Source organism: Isoptericola sp. MSGPD8_1_ISO-PGPR-S23-394 (genome assembly GCF_058072785.1).
In genome coordinates this window covers 1888692-1912717 of record NZ_CM176517.1, presented here as the reverse complement: position 1 = coordinate 1912717, position 24026 = coordinate 1888692, and the positions used below count along the sequence as shown (strand labels likewise).

The 24026-nt window shown below is 72.7% G+C and carries 27 protein-coding genes and 1 riboswitch; of the genes, 14 read left to right on the top strand and 13 right to left on the bottom strand.

Annotated features, from left to right (window positions below):
* Window positions 1-7: 7 nt before the first annotated feature.
* The 3 genes from AC3RJ8_RS08685 to AC3RJ8_RS08675 are packed head-to-tail and all read left to right on the top strand — an operon-like array spanning window position 8 to window position 2792.
* Window positions 8-829, top strand: coding sequence for an alpha/beta fold hydrolase (locus AC3RJ8_RS08685; protein WP_489715488.1), 822 nt, complete (start codon window positions 8-10; stop codon window positions 827-829).
* Window positions 826-2286: a PP2C family protein-serine/threonine phosphatase gene (locus tag AC3RJ8_RS08680; RefSeq protein ID WP_489715487.1), complete on the top strand. Its 1461-nt coding sequence runs from the start codon at window positions 826-828 to the stop codon at window positions 2284-2286. The genes AC3RJ8_RS08685 and AC3RJ8_RS08680 overlap by 4 nt, the downstream gene beginning before the upstream one ends.
* Entirely contained in the window at window positions 2283-2792 is a 510-nt protein-coding gene (locus tag AC3RJ8_RS08675) for a DUF3291 domain-containing protein (protein WP_489715486.1), read from the top strand. Before AC3RJ8_RS08680 ends, AC3RJ8_RS08675 begins: the two co-directional genes overlap by 4 nt.
* A gap of 31 nt (window positions 2793-2823) precedes the next feature.
* On the opposite strand, the gene AC3RJ8_RS08670 is transcribed toward AC3RJ8_RS08675, so the two are convergent.
* The gene (locus AC3RJ8_RS08670; protein WP_489715485.1) at window positions 2824-3600 is read right to left on the bottom strand and encodes an alpha/beta fold hydrolase; all 777 of its coding nucleotides are present in this window, start codon (window positions 3598-3600) and stop codon (window positions 2824-2826) included.
* Between the two features lie 175 nt (window positions 3601-3775).
* On the opposite strand from AC3RJ8_RS08670, the gene AC3RJ8_RS08665 reads away from it, so the two are divergent.
* Window positions 3776-4795, top strand: coding sequence for an LLM class flavin-dependent oxidoreductase (locus tag AC3RJ8_RS08665; RefSeq protein WP_489715484.1), 1020 nt, complete (start codon window positions 3776-3778; stop codon window positions 4793-4795).
* Between the two features lie 4 nt (window positions 4796-4799).
* Here AC3RJ8_RS08665 and AC3RJ8_RS08660 read toward each other — a convergent pair whose 3' ends face one another.
* Complete coding sequence (locus AC3RJ8_RS08660) at window positions 4800-5537, bottom strand: phosphotransferase (RefSeq protein ID WP_489715483.1); 738 nt, start codon at window positions 5535-5537, stop codon at window positions 4800-4802.
* A 180-nt stretch (window positions 5538-5717) separates the two neighbouring features.
* Here AC3RJ8_RS08660 and AC3RJ8_RS08655 point away from each other — a divergent pair, with 180 nt between their 5' ends.
* From AC3RJ8_RS08655 to AC3RJ8_RS08620, 8 genes are all read left to right on the top strand, one after another.
* Window positions 5718-7100: an NAD-dependent malic enzyme gene (locus AC3RJ8_RS08655; protein WP_489715482.1), complete on the top strand. Its 1383-nt coding sequence runs from the start codon at window positions 5718-5720 to the stop codon at window positions 7098-7100.
* Window positions 7101-7181: 81 nt separating this feature from the next.
* Complete coding sequence (locus AC3RJ8_RS08650) at window positions 7182-7613, top strand: META domain-containing protein (protein ID WP_489715481.1); 432 nt, start codon at window positions 7182-7184, stop codon at window positions 7611-7613.
* A 131-nt stretch (window positions 7614-7744) separates the two neighbouring features.
* Complete coding sequence (locus tag AC3RJ8_RS08645) at window positions 7745-8662, top strand: methylenetetrahydrofolate reductase (RefSeq protein WP_489715480.1); 918 nt, start codon at window positions 7745-7747, stop codon at window positions 8660-8662.
* Between the two features lie 94 nt (window positions 8663-8756).
* Window positions 8757-9785, top strand: a complete 1029-nt coding sequence (gene adhP / locus AC3RJ8_RS08640; RefSeq protein WP_489715479.1) for an alcohol dehydrogenase AdhP — start codon at window positions 8757-8759, stop codon at window positions 9783-9785.
* Window positions 9786-9829: 44 nt separating this feature from the next.
* Window positions 9830-10276 (top strand): helix-turn-helix transcriptional regulator, encoded by a 447-nt coding sequence (locus AC3RJ8_RS08635; protein ID WP_489715478.1) that lies wholly within the window; start codon window positions 9830-9832, stop codon window positions 10274-10276.
* 10 nt (window positions 10277-10286) lie between these two features.
* Window positions 10287-10697 carry a VOC family protein gene (locus AC3RJ8_RS08630; RefSeq protein WP_489715477.1) on the top strand — a complete coding sequence of 137 codons (411 nt, stop codon included), beginning with the start codon at window positions 10287-10289 and terminating at the stop codon, window positions 10695-10697.
* 3 nt (window positions 10698-10700) lie between these two features.
* Window positions 10701-11225, top strand: coding sequence for a nitroreductase family deazaflavin-dependent oxidoreductase (locus AC3RJ8_RS08625; RefSeq protein WP_489715476.1), 525 nt, complete (start codon window positions 10701-10703; stop codon window positions 11223-11225).
* Entirely contained in the window at window positions 11209-13602 is a 2394-nt protein-coding gene (locus AC3RJ8_RS08620; RefSeq protein WP_489715475.1) for an ATP-binding cassette domain-containing protein, read from the top strand. The genes AC3RJ8_RS08625 and AC3RJ8_RS08620 overlap by 17 nt, the downstream gene beginning before the upstream one ends.
* A 102-nt stretch (window positions 13603-13704) precedes the next feature.
* Here the strand turns inward: AC3RJ8_RS08620 and AC3RJ8_RS08615 are convergent, their stop codons facing one another.
* From AC3RJ8_RS08615 to AC3RJ8_RS08590, 6 genes are all read right to left on the bottom strand, one after another.
* Window positions 13705-14082: an ArsR/SmtB family transcription factor gene (locus tag AC3RJ8_RS08615; protein WP_489715474.1), complete on the bottom strand. Its 378-nt coding sequence runs from the start codon at window positions 14080-14082 to the stop codon at window positions 13705-13707.
* The gene (locus tag AC3RJ8_RS08610; protein ID WP_489715473.1) at window positions 14079-14540 is read right to left on the bottom strand and encodes an SRPBCC domain-containing protein; all 462 of its coding nucleotides are present in this window, start codon (window positions 14538-14540) and stop codon (window positions 14079-14081) included. Before AC3RJ8_RS08610 ends, AC3RJ8_RS08615 begins: the two co-directional genes overlap by 4 nt.
* A gap of 452 nt (window positions 14541-14992) precedes the next feature.
* Window positions 14993-15169, bottom strand: a complete 177-nt coding sequence (locus AC3RJ8_RS08605) for a hypothetical protein (protein ID WP_489715472.1) — start codon at window positions 15167-15169, stop codon at window positions 14993-14995.
* A gap of 98 nt (window positions 15170-15267) precedes the next feature.
* A complete protein-coding gene (locus AC3RJ8_RS08600) occupies window positions 15268-16383 on the bottom strand; it encodes a glycosyltransferase family 2 protein (protein WP_489715471.1) in 1116 nt (371 codons plus the stop codon).
* A 223-nt stretch (window positions 16384-16606) separates the two neighbouring features.
* Window positions 16607-17470, bottom strand: a complete 864-nt coding sequence (locus AC3RJ8_RS08595; RefSeq protein WP_489715470.1) for an NmrA family NAD(P)-binding protein — start codon at window positions 17468-17470, stop codon at window positions 16607-16609.
* 196 nt (window positions 17471-17666) lie between these two features.
* On the bottom strand, window positions 17667-17984 hold the full coding sequence (locus tag AC3RJ8_RS08590; RefSeq protein WP_489715469.1) for a DMT family transporter: 318 nt from the start codon (window positions 17982-17984) through the stop codon (window positions 17667-17669).
* 12 nt (window positions 17985-17996) lie between these two features.
* Window positions 17997-18060, bottom strand: a riboswitch (guanidine-III (ykkC-III) riboswitch).
* A 254-nt stretch (window positions 18061-18314) separates the two neighbouring features.
* Between AC3RJ8_RS08590 and AC3RJ8_RS08585 the strand changes: the two genes are divergently transcribed.
* Window positions 18315-19424: a tyrosine-type recombinase/integrase gene (locus tag AC3RJ8_RS08585; RefSeq protein WP_489715468.1), complete on the top strand. Its 1110-nt coding sequence runs from the start codon at window positions 18315-18317 to the stop codon at window positions 19422-19424.
* A 4-nt stretch (window positions 19425-19428) separates the two neighbouring features.
* Window positions 19429-20715 (top strand): phospholipase D-like domain-containing protein, encoded by a 1287-nt coding sequence (locus AC3RJ8_RS08580; RefSeq protein WP_489715467.1) that lies wholly within the window; start codon window positions 19429-19431, stop codon window positions 20713-20715.
* A 36-nt stretch (window positions 20716-20751) separates the two neighbouring features.
* On the opposite strand, the gene AC3RJ8_RS08575 is transcribed toward AC3RJ8_RS08580, so the two are convergent.
* The 5 genes from AC3RJ8_RS08575 to AC3RJ8_RS08555 form a co-directional block, all read right to left on the bottom strand.
* On the bottom strand, window positions 20752-21411 hold the full coding sequence (locus AC3RJ8_RS08575; protein ID WP_489715466.1) for an MBL fold metallo-hydrolase: 660 nt from the start codon (window positions 21409-21411) through the stop codon (window positions 20752-20754).
* Window positions 21412-21414: 3 nt separating this feature from the next.
* Complete coding sequence (locus AC3RJ8_RS08570; RefSeq protein WP_489715465.1) at window positions 21415-22002, bottom strand: MerR family transcriptional regulator; 588 nt, start codon at window positions 22000-22002, stop codon at window positions 21415-21417.
* Window positions 22003-22184: 182 nt separating this feature from the next.
* Entirely contained in the window at window positions 22185-22691 is a 507-nt protein-coding gene (locus AC3RJ8_RS08565) for a bifunctional nuclease family protein (RefSeq protein WP_489715603.1), read from the bottom strand.
* Window positions 22692-22783: 92 nt separating this feature from the next.
* On the bottom strand, window positions 22784-23524 hold the full coding sequence (gene ftsR / locus AC3RJ8_RS08560) for a transcriptional regulator FtsR (RefSeq protein ID WP_489715464.1): 741 nt from the start codon (window positions 23522-23524) through the stop codon (window positions 22784-22786).
* Window positions 23521-23994 (bottom strand): FHA domain-containing protein, encoded by a 474-nt coding sequence (locus AC3RJ8_RS08555; protein WP_407317808.1) that lies wholly within the window; start codon window positions 23992-23994, stop codon window positions 23521-23523. The genes ftsR and AC3RJ8_RS08555 overlap by 4 nt, the downstream gene beginning before the upstream one ends.
* Window positions 23995-24026 lie beyond the last annotated feature (32 nt).

Here is a 24026-nt window from a genome sequence, read left to right as displayed (position 1 = left end):
TGTGCGCGTGAGTCCTCGTGTGCTGCACAACGTGCAGGCCGTCGGCCCGGTCGACGGCGTTCCGCTCGTGCTCGCGCACGGCCTGGGCTGCGACCAGACGATGTGGCACCGGGTGGTCGACGACTTCGCCGCGGACCACCGGGTCGTGCTGTTCGACCACGCCGGGGCGGGTGGCGCGCACCGCAGCACGTTCGACCCGGACCGGCACGCCTCCCTCGAGGGCTACACCGACGACATGGTCGCCCTGCTCGACGATCTCGACCTCGGGCCGGCGGTGCTCGTGGGCCACTCCGTCAGCGCCACGATCGTGCTCCTGGTGGCCGCCCGCCGCCCGGACCTCGTCGACCGCCTGGTGCTCGTCGGGCCCAGCCCGCGCTACCTGGACGACGACGGCTACCGCGGCGGGTTCAGCGCCGCGGAGATCGACGAGCTGCTCGCCACCCTGGAGTCGAACTACCTGGGTTGGTCCGACGCGATGGCACCGGTGATCGTCGGCAACCCGGACCGGCCCGAGCTCGGCGCGGAGCTGACCGCCTCGTTCCGTCGTTCCGACCCGCAGGTCACGCGCGCCTTCGCCCGGGCGACGTTCCTGTCGGACAACCGGGCCGACCTGGCCCGGGTCCGCACCCCGAGCCTGGTGGTGCAGTGCCGCGAGGACGTGATCGCGCCCGTCGAGGTGGGACGGTACGTCCACGAGCACCTGGCCGGCTCCCGCTTCGTGCTGATCGACGCCGTCGGGCACTGCCCGCAGTTGAGCGCACCGGCGGCGCTGGTCGCGGCCGTTCGCGAGTACCTGTGCGGGCCGCCCGCTCCGCGCCCGGCGTCATGAGCACCGAGGCCCGCGACTGGGCGACCGCGCCGCTGGGTCTGCTCCACATCGATGCCGACGGCTACGTCCTGCGGGCCAACGACACGTTCGTCGACTGGATCGCGGGGCAGGACCCGGCCACCGCGGTGACCGGGCGACGGATCGGCGACCTGCTGACCGTCGGCGGACGCATCTACTGGGACACGCACGTCGCCCCGACCCTGAGCCTGACCGGTCACGTCGACGCGGTGCGCGTCGAGGTGCGCACGGACGCCGGCCCGCTGCCGGCGCTGCTCACGGCCCGAGCCGTGGCCGGTGGTGTCGACGTCGCGCTGCTCGAGGTGCGGCGCCGCGCCGAGTTCGAGCAGGAGCTGCTGCGTGCCCGGGCGGAGGCGGAGCGGGCGGCCGAACGGCTGCGCTGGGTGCAGCACGCGACGTCCGCCCTGTCTCACGCCGCCGGGACGGAGCAGGTCCGCGCCGCCCTGCTGGCGGCTGTCGGGGAGCACCCCGGCGTGGGCGAGGCGACCCTCGTGCGCACGGACCCGGACGTCCCGTCCGACGGCGTGCACCGCGGTCCGGACGGGCGGCTGAGCGTCGCGGTCGTCGGTGCGGCGGGTTCCCACGGCGACCTGGTCGTGACGGTTCGCGGCCGCCCCGCGGACGAGGTCGTCGACGTCGACGCCCTGGCCACGATCGCCCAGCAGGGCGCGGTGGCGCTGGACCGTGCACTGCTGCACGAGCGCAGCATCTCGGTGGCCCACGAGCTGCAGCACGCCATGCTGACGGTCGACCTGCCGCACCGCGACGACGTGACCGTCGTGGCCGGCTACCGGCCGGCGGACAGCGGCATGCAGGTCGGCGGGGACTGGTACGACGCGTTCTGGATCGCGCCCCAGACCCTGGCCGTCGTCGTCGGTGACGTGGTCGGGCACGGGTTGGTGGCCGCCACGGCGATGGGGCAGCTGCGCACCGCGACCCGGGCCCTGGCCGCACCCGGGCTGGGCCCGGCCGGGGTGCTCGACCGCGTGGACCGGTTCGTCGTGGACCGCGACACAGGGTTCGGTTCGACGCTGGTGTACGCCGAGCTCGACGTCGCCGGCGGTCTGCTGTCCTACGCCTGCGCCGGACACCTGCCCCCGCTGCGCGTCGCCGGCGGGACCGGCGACTACCTCTGGGACGGGCGCTCGACACCCCTCGGCGTCCACGCCGGGCGGGTGGGCCCGCCCCGCGAGCAGGGCCAGGTGCGGCTCGGGGCGGGCGACGCGGTCCTGCTGTACACCGACGGGGTGGTCGAACGTCGCGACCAGCCGCTGTCCGACGGCCTCGCCGGCCTGGCTCGCGCCGTGCACCGGGCGCCCGTCGGAGACGCGCTGGCGGCTCACGTGCTGGACGCCGGGTCGAACCCCCGCGACGACGCCTGCGTGCTCGCCCTGACGTGGTCCGGGTCGCCGGCCGATGTGCCAGGATCACGCCCATGACACCCTCCGAGCTCGCCCAGGTCAACGTCGCCCGGCTGCTGGCCCCCCTGGACAGCGCCACGCTCGCCGACTTCGTCGAACTGCTCGCGCCGGTCAACCACCTCGCCGAGACCTCACCGGGCTACGTGTGGCGCCTGCAGAGCGAAGGGGGCGACGCGACCGATGTCGAGGGCTTCCGGTTCGACGTCGACGACTCCCCGGGCGTGATCGTCAACATGTCGGTGTGGCAGGACGTCGCCGCGTTGTCGCAGTTCGTCTACGACGGGCTGCACCGCGAGGTGCTGCGCCGCCGCCGCGAGTGGTTCTCCCGGATGTCCGAGGCGTACTCGGCCTGCTGGTGGGTTCCCGCCGGGCACCGGCCGACTGTCGCTGAGGCCGAGGAACGGGTGCTGCACCTGCGCGCCCACGGACCCTCCCCGAGGGCCTTCACCCTGCAGCGCGCCTTCGACGCCTCCGGGGCACCGGTGCCGGTCGGGACGCGGGACCGCACGAGCTGTCCCGCCTGAGCCGGGCGCAGCCGAGTGCACGACGGGCGTGTCAGGGGGCGTGGACGGCCGGGTCGTCGCGCAGCACGTCCAGCAGGAGCGCCTGGACGACGTCGGGTCGCTCGAGCGCGGGCAGGTGCCCGGCCCAGTCGAGATCGACGAGCTCGGCGCCACCGATACCCGCCGCGACGTGGGCGGCGAGGTGACGGAAGTGGTCCATGTCGTGGGCGCCGGTGACCACCAGCGTGGGGACCGCGACCGCGTCGAGGTCCACGGGCACCTGGCGGGGCAGGGGAGGAGCGTCACCGGCGTCGGCGGCCAGCTGGACCTCGAACGCGCGGCGCTGCATGGCCGCGAGCGCCTCGCGCACGGACAGGTCGGCGTCGGGGCCGAGCCAGGTGTCCATGTTCAGCCGTACGGCACCTTCGACGTCCCCGGCGTCCAGAAGCCGGTCCTCCTCGGCGCCGAACGCGGCGGCGGCGGCGGTCGGCTCGATCCCGTCCAGGTCGGGGTTGAGCAGCACCAGCTCGCGCACCCGGGCCGGGTGGGCGGTGACGAGCTCGAGCGCGACGCGTCCGCCGAACGAGGAGCCGACGACGACGGCGTCGGGCACGCCGAGGTGGTCCAGGAGCGCGGCGAGGTCGTCGGCGTCCGCGTACCGCCCACCGGGCAGCGGGGTGTCACCGAAGCCGCGCAGGTCGGCCCGGAGGACGCGGAAGGCGTGGCTCAGCGCGGGCACGATCGGCTCCCACATGCGGCGGTCGGCGACGCCGGCGTGCACCAGCAGCACGGCGGGGCCCGTGCCGGCGTCGTCGTGGGTGAGGAGCACGGCCCCGACACTACGGCAGCGTCCGCGCGACGGTGCGCCGAGAGGGCCTTTGTGCTCGCCCCATGTCGGCTGAACCCACGACCATCGGTCGCGCGGTGCTGACCGCACCCCTGCGCGAGCACACGCTCGCCCACGACGCCGGGAATGCCGGCCGGGACGAGACGTTGACGCCGGTATGAAACACATCGGGTTCCTGTCGTTCGGCCACTGGACCGACCACCCGTCCTCGGCGACCCGCAGCGCCGCGGACGTGCTGACGCAGTCGATCGAGCTGGCGGAGGCCGTCGAGGAGCTCGGGGCGGACGGCGCATACTTCCGGGTGCACCACTTCGCCCGCCAGCTGGCCAGCCCCTTCCCGCTGCTGGCGGCCGTGGGTGCGCGCACGAGCCGCATCGAGATCGGCACCGGCGTGATCGACATGCGTTACGAGAACCCCGCGTACATGGCCGAGGACGCCGGCGCCGCGGACCTGATCTCGGGCGGCCGGCTCCAGCTCGGCATCTCGCGCGGTTCACCCGAGCAGGTGGTCGAGGGCTACCGGCACTTCGACCACGTCCCCGGTCCCGGCGAGGACGACGCCGACATGGCGCGACGGCACACCGCCCGGTTGCTCGAGCTGCTCGACGGCGAGGGTTTCGCCGAGCCGGCCCCGCGACCGATGTTCCCCAACCCGCCCGGACTGCTGCGCCTCGAACCGCACTCGCCGGGCCTGCGCGGGCGCGTGTGGTGGGGCGCGGGGTCGCGGGCCACCGCCGAGTGGGCGGCCGCCCAGGGCATGAACCTCATGAGCTCGACCCTGCTCACCGAAGACACCGGCGTGCCGTTCCACGCCCTGCAGGCCGAGCAGATCCAGCGCTTCCGCGACGCGTGGGCCGCCGCCGGTCACGACACCCAGCCGCGCGTGTCGGTGTCCCGGTCGATCTTCCCGATCACCGACGACCGCGACCGTGCCTACTTCGGGGCCGAGGCCGGCTCGACCGACCAGGTGGGTGTCCTCGACGGTGTCCGCGCCCGGTTCGGCAAGACGTACGCCGGCGAGGTCGATGACGTCGTGGCCGACCTCGCGAACGACACCGCCGTCGCGGCCGCCGACACCGTGCTGCTGACCGTGCCCAACCAGCTCGGGGTGGACTACAACGCCCACCTCGTGGAGAACGTCGTGGCGCACGTGGCCCCGGCGCTCGGCTGGCGCTGAGCGGTCAGACGCTCCCGCCGGGGACCTCCCCGGCGAGCACCGCGTCGATCATGCGGTGCCCCTGGGCCTCGAGCGCCTCGTCGCCCACCCGATGGGCCAGCACCACGGTGCCGATCGCCTCGCGCACCCGGGCGCGCTGCCAGGCACCGCCCTGGCGCAGGTCCGTGCCGTAGCCGTCGACGAACGCCGCGGCCAGGTCGTCGCGCCCGGCGAGCTGCTGGGCGTCCAGGGGCGCCAGGTCGGTGGCCGGCGGACGCCACGCGAACCGGCCCCGGTCGATCACCCGGGCCCGCCCGGCGTCGTCGACGACCCAGCTGCGCGGCTGGAAGTCGCCGTGCGTCGGCACCACGCGGACCGGCGGGTGCACGTGCGCGGCGATCCGCGCCCGCAGCAGACGCTCGCTGGTCGCGTCGATGCGGTGCGCGCCGTCCAGGTGTGCCAGCGCCCGGGCATCCGCGCCGGCCTCCCAGTCGCCGTCGATGCGCGATCCGACCGCGTGCACCGCCCGCAGCAGCGCCCCGGCCTGGCGGTACGTGCCCGGGTCCTGCTCGGCGCGGTGGCCCTCGACCACCAGCATCCCCGGCACCCAGGCGGTGACCAGCACCCGGCGCTCGCGGTCCGCGTGCAGCAGCCGGGGCCCGGTCGACCCCCGGGGCCGGTCGGCCACGACGTCCGCCTGGTCGAACCAGCCGGTCGGCGCGGCACGCCGGGCGGCGTCCGGCCCGGGAAGGTCACAGCTCACGCAGCGCAAACTACCCCGCCCCCGCCGTTGAGACGCCGTCGCCGCCGGTGGCGGGCCGGCGCGGACCGTGGGCGGCGGCACCGGAGCCCGGCGGGTGGGGTGATACTGGTCACCGTCCACTCGGACCGACCATCTCGGAACGACCGGGCGGCACCGTCGCCGCCGCAGAAGGAAGGCATCGTGGCGCTTCCCAGCCCCGGATACACCATCACCCTGCGCGTGCAGGTCCCCGCCTCGCAGCGCGCCACGAGCACCGTGGTCGCCGCGGTCGCCGACGCGGGCGCCGCCGTGACCGGCGTCGACATCGCGCACTCCACGCCCGAAGGGCTCGTGGTGGACGTCACCTGCGACACCGTCGACACCCGGCACGGCGAGCGGGTGGTGGCCACGCTCGAGGCGCTCGAGGGCGTGCACGTGCTCAAGTGGTCGGACTCGACGTTCCTGCTGCACCTGGGCGGCAAGATCGAGGTGGCGCTCAAGGCCCCCATCAAGACCCGGCGCGACCTGTCGCGCGCGTACACCCCGGGGGTGGCTCGCGTGTGCACCGCCATCGCCGAGAACCCCGACGACGCGCGCCGCCTGACCATCAAGCGCAACACCGTCGCGGTGGTCACCGACGGCACCGCGGTGCTCGGGCTGGGGAACATCGGTCCGGCCGCCGCCCTGCCGGTGATGGAGGGCAAGGCGGCCCTGTTCAAGCAGTTCGCTGGCGTCGACGCGTGGCCCGTGTGCCTGGACACCACCGACACCGAGGAGATCATCTCGATCGTCAAGGCCCTGGCCCCGGTCTACGGCGGGGTCAACCTCGAGGACATCTCGGCCCCGCGCTGCTTCGAGATCGAGGCCCGCCTGCGAGCCGAGCTCGACATCCCCGTCTTCCACGACGACCAGCACGGCACCGCCATCGTGGTGCTGGCGGCCCTGGTCAACGCGCTGAAGGTCGTCGGCAAGAAGCTCGAGGACGTCCGCATCGTGGTCTCCGGCGTGGGGGCGGCCGGCAACGCCATCGTCCGCCTGCTCAAGGCCCAGGGTGCCGCGCACATCGTGGCGTTCGGCCGCGAGGGTGCCCTGCACCCCGGGCGCGCCAACGGCGACCCGCACCGCAGCTGGATCGCCGAGCACACGAACCCCGACCGCTTCGAGGGCACCCTGACCGAGGCTCTGGCCGGCGCGGACGTGTTCGTCGGCGTCTCGGCGGGCAACATCCTCACCGGCGCCGACGTCGCCGCGATGGCCGACGACGCGATCGTGTTCGCGCTGGCCAACCCGACCCCGGAGGTCGACCCCGTCGAGGCCGCCGAGCACGCCGCCGTCGTGGCCACCGGCCGCAGCGACCACCCCAACCAGATCAACAATGTCCTGGCCTTTCCCGGCCTGTTCCGCGGACTGCTCGACGTCGGCGCCACCGAGATCACCGACGAGCTGCTGCGGGTGGCCGCCCTGGCCATCGCCGACGTCGTCGCCGACGACGAGCTCAACAGCGCCTTCGTCATCCCCGGCGTCTTCGACCACCGCGTGGCCGAGTCCGTCGCGGAGGCCGTGCGCTCGGTCGCGGCTCCCTGAGCCGGTGCGCCAGCCGGTCTACCCGGCCAGGCTGGTGGCCCCGCCGGGCGCACCTCCCGGCGGGGCGGCTAGCCTGACCGGGTGATCGCTCCTGCCTCGCGCCGACTGCTGTCCGCCGCCCTGCTGACCCCGGCGCTCGTCGTCGTGCTCGTCGGGGTGCTGGCGAGCTGCGGGGGCGGCGCCGGTGATGTGGCCGGGCGGTCCTTCGTCGCCACCGACGCCACCGGTCACGAGCTCGCCGCGGGCAGCCAGGTCGTGCTGGCGTTCACCGAGGACTCCGTGGGCGCCCAGCCCGGCTGCAACAGCATGTCGGCGCCCGCCACGTGGGAGGACGGCACCCTGCGGCTGACCGGTGAGATGCGCTCGACCATGATGGGGTGCTCGGAGGAGCTCATGGCGCAGGACGAGTGGTTCAGCGCGCTCCTGCGCGCCGAGCCGACGCTCACGCTCGACGGCAACACGCTCACCCTCACCGGACCGGGCTCGAGCGTCACGCTCGTCGAGCAGGACTGAGCGGCAGCCGGACGGCACCGCGCGCCGTGCGGCGCGCACCATCCGCATCGCGGAGCACGCCGCGTGCCCGCCGGGCTCTCGTGCCACGATGCCCGCACGGACCGAGCCAGGGCAGCACGCAGGAGGAGACGTTGGAACTCACCGAGCAGACGCGGCGACGCCAGGGCGGGCTGCTGCTCTTCGCCGTCACCCCACCACGGCGCACCACCAGCCCCGAGGACGCCCAGCGCATCGCCGACCGCACCGTGGAACGGCTGGCCGGTCTCGATCTCGACGCCCTGGTGCTGTACGACATCGACGACGAGACCGACCGCAACCCCGACGAACGCCCCTTCCCCTACCTGCCGACCCTCGACCCCGGCGAGTTCCGCACCCGGTACCTGACCGGTTGGGACCGCCCCGTGGTCATCTACCGCAGCGCCGGCAAGTACACCGCCGAGGAGCTGACCGACTGGCTCGGCGCCCAGGACCCCCGCCAGGTCAGCGCCGTGCTGGTGGGAGCGTCCTCCAGCGACAGCAGTGTGCGAACCACCCTGGCCGAGGCCCAGCGCCTGTGCCGTACCCACGCCCCGGAGCTGCCGCTCGGGGGAGTGGCGATCCCCGAGCGGCACGAGACAGGGGGCCGCGAGCACGAGCGGATGCGTCGCAAGGAGTCCGCCGGCGTCGGGTTCTTCGTCACGCAGGTGGTCTACGACGTCGGCGCCGCCAAGTCCATGGTCTCGGACTACCGCTACGCCTGCGCCGACGACGGACACCCGCCGGCCCCCGTGGTCTTCACGCTGTCGGTCTGCGGCTCGCGCAAGACCCTGGAGTTCCTGGAGTGGCTCGGCGTGCACGTGCCGCGCTGGATGCGCAACGACCTGCGCCACGCCGCCGACCCGTTGGCCACCTCCTTCGACCAGTGCCTCGCCATCGCCGAGGACCTGGCGCAGTTCTGCACCCGGCACGACATCCCGTACGGGTTCAACGTGGAGTCCGTCTCGATCCGTCGTGCGGAGATCGAGGCGTCCGTGCGCCTGGCCACGGTCCTGAGCGAGCGGTTGCGCTAGGCGCGGGCCCCTGCGCCTCACCCCACACCCGCTCGGGCGGTGTGGTCAGACCACAGGGTGGACGATGGAGGCATCGCCGACCCAGGAGGTCACCATGAGCATGAAGGCAGCGGTCGTCACCCGGTTCCGGGCCCCGCTCGAGATCACCGACCTCGACCTGCCCGTCCCCGGCCCCGGCCAGGCGCTCGTCGAGGTCCGCTACTCCGGGGTGTGCCACACCGACCTGCACGCCGCCCACGGCGACTGGCCCGTCAAGCCCGTACCACCGTTCGTCCCCGGCCACGAAGGCGTCGGGCAGGTCGTCGCCGTCGCCGACGACGTCACCCGCCTCGCCGTCGGCGACACCGTCGGCAACGCCTGGCTGTGGAGCGCCTGCGGCCGGTGCGAGTTCTGCCAGACCGGCCGCGAGACCCTCTGCCCCGACCAGCTCAACGGCGGCTACAGCGTCGACGGATCCTTCGGCCAGTACATGCTCGTCGACGCCACCTACGCCCCGAAGATCCCCGCCGGCGTCGACCTCGCCGCCGCCGCGCCGATCCTGTGCGCCGGCGTCACCGTCTACAAGGGGCTCAAGGCCTCCGAGGTCAAGCCCGGCCAGTGGGTCCTCGTCTCCGGCATCGGAGGACTCGGCCACCTCGCCGTGCAGTACGCCCGCGCCATGGGCATGCGCGTCGTCGCCGTCGACGTCGCCGAGGACAAGCTCGACCTCGCCCGCCGCCACGGCGCCGAGGCGACCGTCAACGCCGCCACCGACCCCGACCCCGCCGCCCGGATCGCCGACCTCACCGGTGGGGGAGCCCACGGCGGCCTCGTCACCGCCGTCGCCGGCAAGGCCTTCGGCCAGGCCCTCGGCGGGCTGCGCCGCGGCGGCACCCTCGCCCTCGTCGGCCTGCCGCCCGAGAAGTTCGGCCTGGACATCTTCTCCACCGTCCTGTTCGGTCTGACCGTGCGCGGCTCCATCGTCGGCACCCGCGCCGACCTCACCGAAGCCCTCGACCTCTTCGCCCGCGGGCTCGTCGAACCCACCTACACCGTCCGACCCCTGAGCGAGGTCAACACCATCCTCGACGAGATGCTCCGCGGCGCCATCGACGGCCGCGTCGTGCTGGACATGCACGCCTGACGACGCCCACCGCGCCCGCGCCCGCGGCATGGCAGCATCGACCCGTGAGCAACCGCACCGCCGCCGAGCAACGCCTGCGCGACCTCGCACTGCTGCGCCGCGTGCGCGACCGCATCGACCGCGAGCACGCCAGCCCCCTGGACGTCGAGGCGCTCGCGGCCGGTGTGGGGATGTCCGCCGGGCACCTGAGTCGACAGTTCAAGGCCGCCTACGGCGAGTCGCCGTACAGCTACCTGATGACGCGTCGCGTCGAGCGGGCGATGGCACTGCTGCGCCGCGGCGACCTGAGCGTGACCGACGTGTGCTTCGCCGTCGGGTCGTCCTCGCTGGGCACCTTCTCCACCCGCTTCACCGAGCTGGTGGGCATCTCGCCCAGCGAGTACCGCCGTCGGGCCCGGACCGACCGTGCGGCCGAGCTGCCGTCGTGCGTCACCAAGCGGGTCACCCGACCGATCAGGAATCGAGAAGCGGTGCCGTCCGAGCCTGTCTAGCGTGGCAGGCATGGACATCACCCTGCACACCACGTTCCTGCCGCACACCGACCCCGAGGCCTCGCTCGGCTTCTACCGCGACCTGCTCGGCTTCGAGCTCGTCCAGGACGTCGGCTCCGGCGCCATGCGATGGCTGACGTTCGTCGCGCCGTCGCAGCGCGACGTCCGGCTGGTGCTCACCCCGCCGGCGGCCGATCCCGGCATCACCGACGACGAGCGGCGCACGATCACCGAGCTGATGGCCAAGGGCTCCTACCAGTCGATCATCCTGGGCACCACGGACCTGGACGGCACCTTCGCCCGGCTGCAGGCCGCCGAGGCCGAGGTCGTCTCCGAACCTGCCGAGCAGCCGTGGGGCGTGCGCGACTGCGCCTTCCGCGACCCGGCGGGCAACATGGTCCGTATCGACGAGGTGCGCTGACCGATGGCCACCACCACGACCGCCCCGAGGCGCCCCGGCAGGATCTCCCGCTGGCTGCAGCACACGGCCAACGCACGCACTGCGGCCAAGGTCCGCACCAAGGGCGGCACCCAGATGGGCATGGAGCTGCTCGTGCTGCACACCGTCGGGCGGCGCAGCGGCGAGCCGCGGGAGAACCCGCTGGCGTTCGTCGAGGACGGCGACGGCTGGGTCGTGGTCGCCTCCGGGGGAGGGCGACGCCACCCCGACTGGTTCGACAACCTCACCGCCCGCCCCGACGACGCCGCCGTCGAGGTCCACGGCGCCCGGCCGGTGCCCGTCGGCGTGACGGTGCTCGACGGCCCGGCCCGGCAGGCCGCCTGGCAGCGCCTGTCGGAGGCGATCCGTAGTCTGGCGAAGTACCAGGCCAAGAGCACGCGCACCTACCCGGTGGTGCGGCTCACGCCACGCTCACCTCAGGACGCCGGGCCGACGACGGCGCACCGGCCACGACCAAGGAGACAGTCCGACCATGGCCAGCAGCACTGAGGCACCCTCGACCACGCGCCCCGCCGACAGCCACGACCTCATCCGCGTGGTCGGCGCGCGCGAGAACAACCTGCGCGCCGTCGACGTCGAGCTGCCCAAGCGTCGGCTCACCGTGTTCACCGGGGTCTCCGGGTCCGGCAAGAGCTCGCTCGTCTTCGCCACGATCGCCGCCGAGTCCCGCCGCCTGATCGACGAGACCTACTCCACGTTCGTGCAGGGCTTCATGCCGTCGTTGCCGCGGCCCGACGTCGACCACCTCGAGGGCATCACGACAGCGATCCTCGTCGACCAGGAGCGCCTGGGCGCCAACGTGCGCTCCACCGTCGGTACCGTCACCGACGCCAACGCCATGCTGCGCAACCTGTTCAGCCGTATCGGCGAGCCGTACGTCGGCCCGCCCACGGCGTTCTCCTTCAACATCCCCACCTCCCGTGCCAGCGGCGTGTTCAAGACGGACAAGGCGGACGGCAAGACCGACAAGAAGGTGGTGCGCGACCAGGTCTACCTCGGCGGGATGTGCCCCGAGTGCGAGGGCCGCGGGACCGTGTCCGACCTGGACCTGTCGGTCATCATCGACGAGTCCAGGTCGCTCAACGACGGCGCCATCCTGGTGCCCGGCTACAAGGCCGACGGCTGGATGGTCAAGGGCTTCGCCGAGTCGGGGTTCGTCGACGGTGACAAGCCGATCCGCGACTACACCGACACCGAGCGCCACGACCTGCTGTACCGGGACAAGGGCAAGGTCAAGGCCCTCGGCATGAACATGACCTACCAGGGCCTCGTCCCGAAGCTGCGCGAGTCGGTGTTCTCCAAGGACCCCGAGTCCCTGCAGCCCCACATCCGCCGCTTCGTGGAGCGGGCGGCCGTCTTCGGGCCGTGCCCCGCCTGCGACGGCACCCGCCTCAACGAGACCGCCCGCTCGGTCACGATCGCCGGCGCGAGCATCGCCGACGTGTGCCGCACGCAGATCACCGACGCCGCCTCGTGGGTCCGCGGCATCGACGACCCTGGCGTCGCACCCCTCGTCGGCGCCCTGCTGCACCTGTTCGACTCGTTCGTCGAGATCGGCCTCGGCTACCTGTCCCTCGACCGCCCCTCCGGCACCCTCAGCGGGGGAGAGGCGCAGCGGGTCAAGATGATCCGTCACCTCGGCTCCGCGCTGACGGACGTGACCTACGTCTTCGACGAGCCCACCATCGGGCTGCACCCGCACGACATTGCGCGCATGAACAACCTCCTGATCGACCTGCGCGACAAGGGCAACACCGTGCTCGTCGTCGAGCACAAGCCCGAGGCCATCGCCGCCGCGGACCACGTCGTCGACCTCGGCCCCGGTGCCGGGTCGGACGGCGGCACCATCTGCTACGAGGGCACCGTCGAGGGTCTGCGGACCAGCGGCACGCTCACCGGCAAGCACCTCGACTTCCGTGTCGAGGTCAAGGACGCCGTGCGCCCGCCCACGGGCGCACTCGAGATCCGCGGGGCCACCCGCAACAACCTGCGCGACGTCGACGTGGACGTCCCCACCGGGGTGCTCACCGTGGTCACCGGTGTCGCCGGCTCCGGCAAGAGCTCGCTCATCCACGGCAGCCTCGCCGACCGGGACGGGGTCGTGGTCGTTGACCAGGGCGCCATCAAGGGCTCGCGCCGCTCCAACCCCGCCACGTACACAGGCCTGCTCGAACCTGTCCGCAAGGCGTTCGCGAAGGCGAACGGCGTCAAGGCGGCCCTGTTCAGCGCCAACTCCGAGGGTGCGTGCCCGACCTGCAAGGGCAACGGCCGCATCTACACCGAGCTCGGGTTCATGGAGACCGTCGAGAGCCCCTGCGAGGACTGCGGCGGCAAGCGGTTCATGGCCGAGGTGCTCGACTACACCCTCGGCGGCAAGAACATCGCCGAGGTCCTCGACCTCTCCGTGGCCCAGGCGCACGCCTTCTTCTCCGACGGCGAGGCCACCATCCCTGCCGCACGCAGGATCCTCGCGCACCTCGAGGACGTCGGCCTCGGCTACCTCCACCTCGGCCAGCCCCTCAACACGCTCTCCGGCGGCGAGCGCCAACGTCTCAAGCTGGCCATGCACATGGGGGACAAGGGTGGCACGTACATCCTCGACGAACCCACCACCGGCCTGCACCTGGCCGACGTCGCCCACCTGCTGGGCCTGCTCGACCGACTCGTCGACGCCGGCCGGACCGTCATCGTGATCGAGCACCACCAGGCCGTCATGGCCCACGCCGACCACATCATCGACATCGGCCCCGGAGCCGGGCACGACGGCGGCTCGGTGGTCTTCGAGGGCACCCCGGCCGAGCTGGTCGCCGAGCGGTCCACGCTGACCGGGGAGCACCTCGCCGCCTACGTCGGTGCACGTCGCTGATCGGCTCGTCGTCCGGACCCGGCGACCTCGTTCCGACGCGGCCAAGGACCGCGGGCGCATCAGCGACGACGCCGGTGCCCGCCGCGGTGCTGAGGTCGACGGTCAGACCTTCGCCTCCTCGGTCTCGTCCGGGTCCTCGTCGCGGCGGCCGCGCTCGATCGACTCGGCCAGTCCCCTGATCCGGCGCAGGCGGGCGTCCCACGCCGTGCCGACCGCTGTCAGCTGGGCCACGGCTCGGCTCAGCTGGTCGGCGTCGACGCGGTAGGTCTTCTCCCGCCCTTCCGTGGTGGCACGCACGAGCCCGGCGCGAGCGAGCACCAGCAGATGCTTGGCCACGGCCTGCCGTGTCACCGGCAGCTGCGCACCCAGGCTCGTCGCGCTGCCGGCGCCCTGGGCGACCAGCAGGTCGAGCATCCGGCGCCGGGTCGGGTCGCCGACCGCGGACCAGAGCCGGTCGTCGATCGCTGCGCGCACACTCATGCGCGCGCCCCGAGCTGCTCGGCGTACTCCGGCAGTCGTGGCAGGAAGTGGCTCCAGCCCTCGACGTGGTCCGCGTAGGCCGCGGCCACCTCTGCCTCGGACCAGCCGCGCTCGCGGAACCCGGACTCGGTCATGCGCAGGCGCGTCCCGGAGCCCTCCGGCGTGAGCTCGAACTCGACCAGGAACGAGTTGCCGCGCCCCGCGGTCTCGCCCTCGTCGTGCGTCCACCGGAAGGCGAACCGGTGGTGCGGCAGCGCCTCGACCACCGTGAACCGCACCCAGCTGATCTGCTGTGCGGCGTCCCTGAAACCGATGCGCCCGGAGCCCCCGACCTCGACGGGGTAGTCCGCCTCGTCCGGCCACCAACGACGCACGTGCTCGGGGTCGCTGACGACATCGAAGACCACCTCGGGCGAGGCATCGACGTACAGGTCGCGCTCGATCGTTCCCATCTCCATGACGGATCCTCCTGCAACTAGTGGTTGCGTTAAACACTAGAGCCGGATTCACTTCAGCGCAACCGTTGGTTGCATCGGAGGGGAGGCGCGACCAGGGCAGGGCAGTGGCCGACCCGACCCGCCGCACGATCCTCGACGAGCCCACCGAGAGGTCCGGGCAGACGCTGTTCGAGATCTGCGGCCGGCTCAGCATGAAGCACCAGCTCGACATCTCGCGCCAGGATCCGGCTGGGGGACAGCGACCGGTGGCTGACCGTCGTGGCACCCGACGACCCCGAGGGCACGGAGCTGCGCCTCGAGCCCGCCGGCCACCCCGTGGTGGCGCCCTACCGCGAGGCGCTCGTCGCGGACGGCATCCCGCTCGCCCAGTTCGCCGTCGACGACGTGTGGGCGGAGTTCGAGCGCCTGCGGGGGCTCGGGTGCGGAGAGCACCCGGGAGCGCCGCAACAGCCTCAGCGGGCCTGTCCGGCGACGACGGCACGCTGCCGCCGGCGCCGCAGCACGCGCGCCGTGGTGATCAGGGCGAGCCCCGCGACGAGGAGCGTCCAGGCGGCGACGACGTGGAAGGCCGTGGCGACACCGGTGGCGGCGAGGACGGGGGCGGTCTGGGCAACGGTGGAGTGGTACATGATGAGTTCCTTCAGGTGGGCTTCTTCGGTGCCCGGGCGCGGTCGGCCGCGCCCGGTGGTGCGGCGGGCAGGGGAGTGGTGTGCGGTGGCCGCGACGTTCAGGCGGCGACCGTGACGTGGTTCCAGGTGGTCTGCCGGCGCGTGACGAACAGGGCGGCGGCGTGGACGAAGGCGCGTTGCAGCGCCAGGTCGTAGACGAGTTCCGGCAGCACGAGCGCGGCCAGGAGTCGGGCACGCGGGCCCGCGGCCCAGACCGTCACCAGCCGTTCGACGGCGAAGATCAGACCGACCGTCGCCCAGACGGGCGACAGCACGAAGGTCCCGGTGACGACCGTGGCGACGGTGAGCAGGAGGAAGGCCGTCATCATCAGCGTGCCGACGACGAGCATGAGCTGCTGTCCGAAGTAGCGGGCCGTCGTTCGGGTCAGGCCGTACGCGGCCAGGTTGTCCAGCATGCCCTTGTACCAGCGCACGCGCTGGTGGTGCAGGTCGCCGGCGGTCGGCATCAGCTCGGTCGTGCAGCTCATGGTGACGGGGGAGCGCAGCTCGTGGCCGAGGGTCCGCAGCGCCAGCGTCAGCTCCGAGTCCTCGGTGATCGCGTCACGGTCGTAGACGTCGCCGGGCCGCCCCGGCAGCGTCGTGCCGCGCGCGGCGGCGACCTCCTCGAGCGCCGCACGGCGCACCAGGGCGGCGGTCCCGGTCAGCACGGCGGTCCGGCCCGTGACGTCGACCTGGACGCCGTAGCGGGTGTACTCGTTGGCCTGGCAGTGCTGGAGGTAGCCGACCGGCGGACGACCGCGGAAGACCCCGCCGACGGCGGCCACGGCAGGCTCCGCCGCCAGGACGCCGAGGCCCTCCTCGATGAACGTCGGCGCGATCGTCGTGTCCGCGTCGAGCACCATGACGACGTCCTCGGTGACCGTGCTGATCGCCTGGTCGAGGGCGCCGGCCTTGCGGGCGGTGTTGGCCACGGTCTCCATGACCTGCGCTCCGGCCGCACGCGCCACGGCGACCGTGGCGTCGGTGCTGTTGTCGGAGACGACGAGCACACGGTCGGGCCGCCGGGTCTGGTGCGTCAGCGAGGCGATGGTCGCCGGCAGGGCGTCCTCCTCGTCGTGAGCCGGGATGATGACGACGACGCGCGGTCCGTGCTCGCGGTCAGCGTGGTCCGGCTGAGCGAGGTGGCGCGATGGGCGGTTCGACGAGGTGTGCACCGTGGGCTCCGAGGTCGACGTTCTGTGGTCGACTGAAGCCTCGACGAGCGACCTCAGGCTGCCGTCGGGAGGAGCGCAGGTCAGCGCGGGTTCTTGCTCTCGATCATCGCAGGCTCGTCAGGTGCTCAAGAAGCCCCTCGGGCCAGCGCACCGGAGCCGCAGCGCCACCGCAGGAAAAGGGGCGGGTGGTGCACCGGGAACCTTGGCCGAAAGGGGCGTGGCGTCAGGCGAAGCGACCGGCCAGGTCGGCGACCGGCGTCGGGGCCCGCCCGGTGAGCCGGAGCACCTCGTCGGAGACCGTGCTCCACCGGTCCTCGCGGACGGAGGCGAACATCGTGGAGTAGGCGTAGATCCACCAGGGTTGCTCTCCGAGGCGGGCCAGCTCCTCGACATGGACCTCCGGCGAGACGTCGGCGTAGGCCACAGATCTGCCGGCGACGTCGGTGAGGACCTCTGCCATGTCGTCGAGCGAGAGGGCGGCCGGACCTGTCAGGTCGTGGTGGCGGCCGCTGGGCGGCAGGACGGCCAGTGCTGCCAGCGCCCGCCCGACGTCGGACCGCGAGACGATGGAGACACGTCCGCTCCCGGCAGGCACGCGCAGCTCGCCGGACGACGGCGCCGGCCGCAGGAAGGACGCGAAGAACTCGGTGAACAGGGAGGCGCGGGCGAACGAGTACCCACACCGGGTCCGAGCCAGGAGCCGCTCGGTGTACCCGTTGGTGAAGGCGTAGCAGAACGGTGAGGCCGGGTCCACGTCGACTCCGCTCAGGTAGACGACGTGACCCACCCCGCAGGTGTCGGCTGCCCGGACAACGTTCTCGTGGTGGACCATCATGCGCGCGGCGTCGCCGTCGCTGGAGACGAACACCAGGACGTCGACGCCGCACAACGCGGACTCCAGCGACCTCAGGTCGTCGTAGTCCGCGTGCACGGCTGTCACGGTGTCCGAGGAGTGGACCGCCGAGACGACCGACGGACGGCGGGCGAGGGCGAGCACCTCGTGCGGGGACGACGCGCTCGAGCGGGCCAGCAGCCCGACCACCTGGTTTCCGAGCCTGCCGGTCGAGCCGGTCACCGCGATCCTCACAACGGCGAGGCTATCTGCCCGTCCACGCCGCCTCGGTGAAGACTCGCGGTCGGCACGGACGCGACGCGAAGGCCTCGGAACTCCTGCAGGAGCATCCGTAGCCAGAAGACCGATAATGTACATTATGTCATTACGGCGGAGGAGAGCGTTCGCTGCGCACAGCGAACGCTCCCCTCACAGCGGCACCCTCACGGCGTCAGTGCGTCGTCAGCTTCAGGCCCGCGACGCACGCGACGATGCCCAGGATGAGCACGATCCGCACGACGGTCACCGGCTCGGCTCCGGTGGCCATCGCGTAGCCGGCAGTCAGTGACGCGCCGATGCCGACCCAGACGGCGTACGCCGTGCCGACCGGCAGCTCGCGCAGCGCGTACGCCAGGCCGGCCATGCTGGCTGCCAGGCTCACCGCGAACACCACGCTGGGCACGAGCCGCGTGAAACCCTCGGAACGGCTCAGCGCCGTGGCCCACACGGCCTCCAGCAGGCCGGAGACGACCAGGACGATCCAGGACATGAGACTCACTCCCCGATGCCGTCTTGTCGCGCTCCGGGTACGGCACCCCTCGTCCGGGAGCCCTGTCGGACTCTGGTCTCGATGATCGCACGCCCCGGCGGCAGATCGACGGCCCGCCCGGCGACCTTGCTCACCACCTCGCCGCAGCGCGGATCGACGGCTAGACTCAAACGGACATTCGACGCAAACCATTGTGTATGCCGCAACACAGTGGTCATGCGCGACGACTCTCCGCCGTGTCGGTGCCACCACGTAGCCTGACGACGATGACGGTGCAGGTCACAGGCCTGCACTCCCCTGGTCACCCAGCAGTCGGACAGGAGTTGCCCGATGGTCGCGCCGCCACGGCTCGAACGGCTCACCGTCGCCCAGGCGGCGGACCGCTACCTCGCCTCGGTGCGCACCGAGACCGTCCGCGGCATCCTCTCCCCCGCCACCGAACGGTCCTACGCCCGCGACGTCGCCGAGCTCGTCGGTCTCCTCGGCCCCGGCCGCGTGCTCGACGACGTCACCGGCGACGACGTCGACGACGCCCTCGTGCACTACCAGTCGGGTCCCGACGGCCGGTACGCGGACCCCTCCCGCAAGGCCGCACCCGGCCGCTCCACCGCCACGGTCAACCGCTTCCGCCAGTCCGTGACCCGATTCTTCTCGCACGCCGCCCGGCACTGCTGGGTGCAGGCCGACCCCATGCAGTGGGCCTCACCACCGGCCAAGGTGCGCGAACGCCTGCGCGTGGAGCGCACCGCACTGTCCGCCTCGGCCGCCCAGGCGCTCGTCGCCACGGTCCAGGAGCCGGACCGCCCGGCCTCGTCGGCTGGCGCACGCTCCGACCAGGCGCTCGCGGCCCGCGACCGGCTCGTCGTCGCCCTGCTGATCGTCCTCGGGCCCCGCGTCTCCGAGCTCGCCCGGGCCGACGTCGCCGACCTGACGCGCGAACCCGAGGAGACTCGCTGGCGCATCGTCGGCAAGGGCGGCGCGACCCGGACCGTCGCCCTCAGCCCTCCGCTGGCAACCGCCCTGGAGTCCTACCTGACGGGCCTGCGGCCGCGGCTGGCCGCACGCCGCCCCGACGACGCCGACGCCCAGCACGCGCTGCTGCTGTCGTGGCGGGGCCGGCGGCTCGACACCCAGGCGATCCGGGCACTGCTGGCACGTGCCGTCGCGCGGATGCCCGAGCCCTACCGCCGCCCCGCCACCCCGCACGCGCTGCGCCACACCACCGCGACCCTCCTGGTGGCCGACGGCTGGGACGTCAAGGTGGTCGCCGAGCTCCTCGGCCACGCCTCCATCGCCACGACCGGCGCCTACCTCGACCGGATCGACGGCGAGCTCGCCGCAGCCATCCGGACCCATCCCCTCGCAGCCTCTCTGCGGGACGTCTCACACGCCGCCGCAGCCGAATCACCAGGCGCGACGGCGCCGACGCCGCTAGCGTGAGGGTGTGCCCAGCCCGCAGCAGCAGCAGCCTCTCGCTCTCCCGGTCCGGATCCAGGTCGACTGGAGGCGCATCGGCAAGGCGGCCCGCCGCGCCGCGATGCTCGCCGCAGCGATCCCGCTCACCGCCGGCGCCGCGGTGATGGTGACCGACAAGATCCGCGGGCAGCGCTACCCCCTCGACAAGAAGTTCCCGACCGCGGCACCGATGTCGACCGAGATCGACGGCACCACGGCGACCCTGTACACCTACGGCGACGACCTCTACGAGGCCATGCTCGAGGCCATCGAGGCCGCCCAGCACACCGTGTTCCTCGAGACCTACATCTGGAAGGGCGACGCCACCGGTGAACGCTTCAAGGAGGCGATCTCCCGGGCGGTCGCCCGCGGCGTCGAGGTCTACGTCATCTACGACGGCTTCGCGAACCTCGTCGTGCCCCAGTCGTTCTTCCACTTCCCCCCGCAGGTCCACGTCATGCGGTTCCCTGCCCTGCGCCCGGGTCTGCTCACGCTCGACGTGCGCCGTTCCGGCCGGGACCACCGCAAGATCCTCGTCGTCGACGAGGCGGTCGCGTTCGTCGGCGGGTACAACATCGGCGAGGAGTACGCCACCAAGTGGCGTGACACGCACGTCCGACTGGAGGGCCGCGCGGCGTGGGAGCTGCAGAACGCGTTCGTCGACTTCTGGAACCGGTGGCGCACTCACAGGCACCCCGTCCTGCAGGACCGAGGCGCCGAACACTGGCAGCCCAGCCTCCGGGCGGCGCGCAACGCTCCCAGCGACCTCGTCTTCCCCATCCGGGGTCTCTACCTGGACGCGATCGACCGAGCGACCAGCCACATCTACATCACGCAGGCCTACTTCATCCCCGACCGCGACATCCTCCAGGCGCTGCTGGCCGCGGCGGCCCGCGGTGTCGACGTGCGGGTCCTCGTGCCGGAGCGCTCGAACCACTCCCTGGCGGACTGGCTCGCCCGCGGCCGGTACACCAAGCTCCTGCGCGGCGGCGTCCGGATCATGCTGTACGAGGGGGCCATGGTCCACGCCAAGACCGCGACCATCGACGGTCGCTGGTCCACCGTGGGCACCGCGAACATCGACCGGCTCAGCCTCACCGGCAACTACGAGATCAACCTCGAGATCGTCGACGAGGGCCTGGCGAGCAAGCTCGAAGAGGTGTTCCGCATGGACGAGAGCAACTCCCACGAGCTCACCTACGACGAGTGGCGCGAACGCTCGGCGCTGACCAAGATCGCGGAACGGGTCCTCGAACCCCTTGAGCCGCTGCTCTGACCGCCGGACGCGGCGCACCCTCGGTGCGCACGCGCGTCAGACGTCCAGGGACTCGCCGTCGCCGAGACGGCGGTACGCGTGCTCACCACCGAGGCGCGCGGTGTCCAGCCACCGCTCGACCAGCCGGTGGCCGACCTCGCTCAGCAGCGCGTCGTGCACCGGCACGACCGTGCGGGCGCTCGCGGTCAGCGTCGCGTCGATGGCCTCCGCCAGGCGCAACCACGGCCCGGACACGGGCAGGCACAGGACGTCCAGGTCGCCGGCGGGCACGTCGAAGGAGTCACCGGGGTGGTGGACGGTGCTCCCGGCCAGCGTGACCGTGTAGGTCCGGTTCGCGATCCGGGGTACCCGCGGGTGGATCGGGGCATGCTCACCGCCACCGACGCGGACCTGCGCGCTGCCGAGCTGCAGCACCTGTCCTGGTTCCACCGTGTGCAGGCGCGCGGCAGGTGCCCCGGCGTCGAGGAGGAGATCGACGACACCCGCGGTACCGCAGACCGTCAGGGAGTCGTCGGCGTGCAGCGCACGAGCGACCGCCTCGACGTCCACGTGGTCCGGGTGCTCGTGCGTGACCAGCACCGCCGTAGCACCCACCAGCGCCGTCGCCGCCTGGGCGAACGTGCCGGGATCGAGCACGACGCGCGACCCCGCACCCGCGAGGCTGACGCAGGCGTGACCGTGGAACGTCAGTCGCACGGTTCAGCCGACGTGTCGGGCGCGCCGGCGGGCGGCGAGCTCGTCCTCCCCGTGCGGCCCGTCGCGACCGTCGTCCTCGAGCGACTCGGTCGGCATCTGGGAGAGCGTCCCCTCGATCTCGCGCCACACCCTGCCCACGGCGATGCCGAACACGCCCTGGCCGCCCTGGACGAGGTCGACGACCTCGTCGGCGGAGGTGCACTCGTAGACCGAGGCCCCGTCGCTCATCAACGTGATCTGCGCGAGGTCGTCGACGCCGCGCATCCGCAGCTGGGTGACCGCGGCGCGGATCTGCTGCAGGGACACCCCGGTGTCGAGGAGGCGCTTGACCACCTTGAGCACGAGGACGTCGCGAAAGCTGTACAGCCGATGGGTCCCCGAACCGCTGGCGGAGCGGATCGACGGCTCCACGAGGCCGGTACGGGCCCAGTAGTCGAGCTGCCGGTACGTGATGCCGGCCACCCGGCACGCCGTGGTCCCGCGATACCCGGTGCCGCCGTCCTGCTCCGACAGGTCCTCGCCGAAGAGGAGCCCTTGGGCGCCGGTCGGCACCGCGCCGACCTCGGCGCTCACCTCACCGCTGCTGTTCACTGTGCCTCCAAGATGTCGGTTCCACGCTAGGACCGCCCCCCAGGGCCGTCAACGACGTCGCACTCGAGCGGTTCGGCGTGTCGCGGACCGATGCGGACCCGTGACCGGCTTCGGCGACCGTGAACCTCTGGTCGAGGGTTCGTGTCCACGATAGCCGGGAACCTTCAGGTTGTGCTTGAAGGTCAAGGTGGTGTGTCGTCCCCGGGGTCGGCCGGCCCCCCGGGGCTCGTGAAGTCCTCGGCCGTGACGTGGTCGAGGAAGTCACGGAACTTCTCGACCTCTTTCTGCTGGTCCAGGTCGACGACCTCGACGCCGGCGGCGGCGACCACCTCGGCCGAGCAGAGCACCGGGCTCTCGGTGCGCACGGCGAGCGCGATCGCGTCGGAGGCCCGCGAGTCGAGACGCACCCCGGTCGAGAGCACCAGCTCGGCGAAGAAGATGCCGCCGTCGAGCGCGACGATCTCGACGCGCTCGAGGTCGACTCCCACGGCGCCGAGCAGGTCGCGCAGCAGGTCGTGGGTCATCGGGCGGGGCGTGGCGACGCCGGCCTGCGCCATCGCGATGGCGGAGGCCTCGCGGGCGCCGATCACGATGGGCACGGCCAGCTCGGCGGCCGTGTCGAACAGCAGCACCACGATCTCCTGGTCGCGCTGCTGCTGACGCACCCCGAGCACCTCGACCGGCACCATCGGTGCTTCGGCCCCGTCGTCACTCTCCACACCGTCCACGGTATGACGGCGCACGGATGCCCGCCCTCCAGAGCCGGGCCATGGGTGCCGGCTCACCGCAGCTGGGCCGCACCCTCGCGCACCCAGGCGCTGTGCAGCCGGGCCACCAGCTCGCCGAGCTCCGCGGCGAGCTCGGCGGCGTGCGCCCGACCGTCGGACGTCTGCTGGCTGCGGTAGGGGGCGACGACCTGGTCCACGAGACCGACGTGCCGATCGGCGGACGACCGCAGCGGGCGCAGGTGGCGCGGTTCGATACCGTGCTCGGCGAGCCGGCCCGCCAGACGCACGATCTCCGGGGCCGAGGCGTCCAGGTAGCCCGACGACGTCCGCAGCACGCCGGCGACCACCAACGAGCGCACGGCGTCCGTCGAGACGCCGGTCGCCTCGCTCACCGACTCGACGGTCCAGCGCCGGCGCGCCGGTTCGGCCGGTGCCGGTGCGGCCAGCCGGGGCACCGGGCCCGGAGCGGGCTCCCCGGCGTCCATGGCGGCGAGGCGTTCCTTGATGACCTTCAGCGGCAGGTACGAGTCGCGCTGCTCGGCCAGGACGAAGCGCAGCCTCTCGACGTCCGCCGGGCTGTACTGCCGGTAGCCTGCCGGCGTCCTGACGGGCGTGATCAGCCCCTGCTCCTCGAGGAACCTCAGCTTGGAGTGCGACACGGAGGGGAAGTCGCCACGCAGCTGACCGAGAACCTCCGAGATCCGCATCGAGGCGTGCCTCGAGATGCCCCGCGGCCACGGCTCGGGGACGTCGTCGGGCTCCGGAGCCTGCTCGGCCCCGGCCCCCAGGGTCACGGGACCGGCGCCTGGTCGTCCCGCGGCGCCTGCGGGCTCGCGTGGAAGGACATCCGGAACTTGCCGATCTGCACCTCGTCGCCGGTGCTGAGCGTGGCCGCGTCGATGCGGTCGCGGTTGACGTAGGTGCCGTTCAGCGAACCGATGTCGCGCACCACGAACCGGTCCGCCTCACGGACGAACTCGGCGTGCTTGCGCGAGACGGTCACGTCGTCGAGGAAGATCTCCGCGGTCTCGCTGCGCCCGGCGACGGTGCGGTCGGAGTCCAGCAGGAATCGTTCACCGACGGCTCCGGACCCGTACTGCACCACCAGGAGCGCCGAGTGCCGCGGCAGAGCGGCCACCGCGGCGCTCTCCTCCGCGGTCAACGGGATCCGGGGGGTCTGCTCCTCGGCGGGCGCACCGAACCTGCCGAGGTGGGCCGTGGTGTCGACACCCGAGTCGTGCGGGAGTGCGCGGGGGTCCGTCATCAGTCCTCCTGGCTGGGTCGCGCGGTCCGACG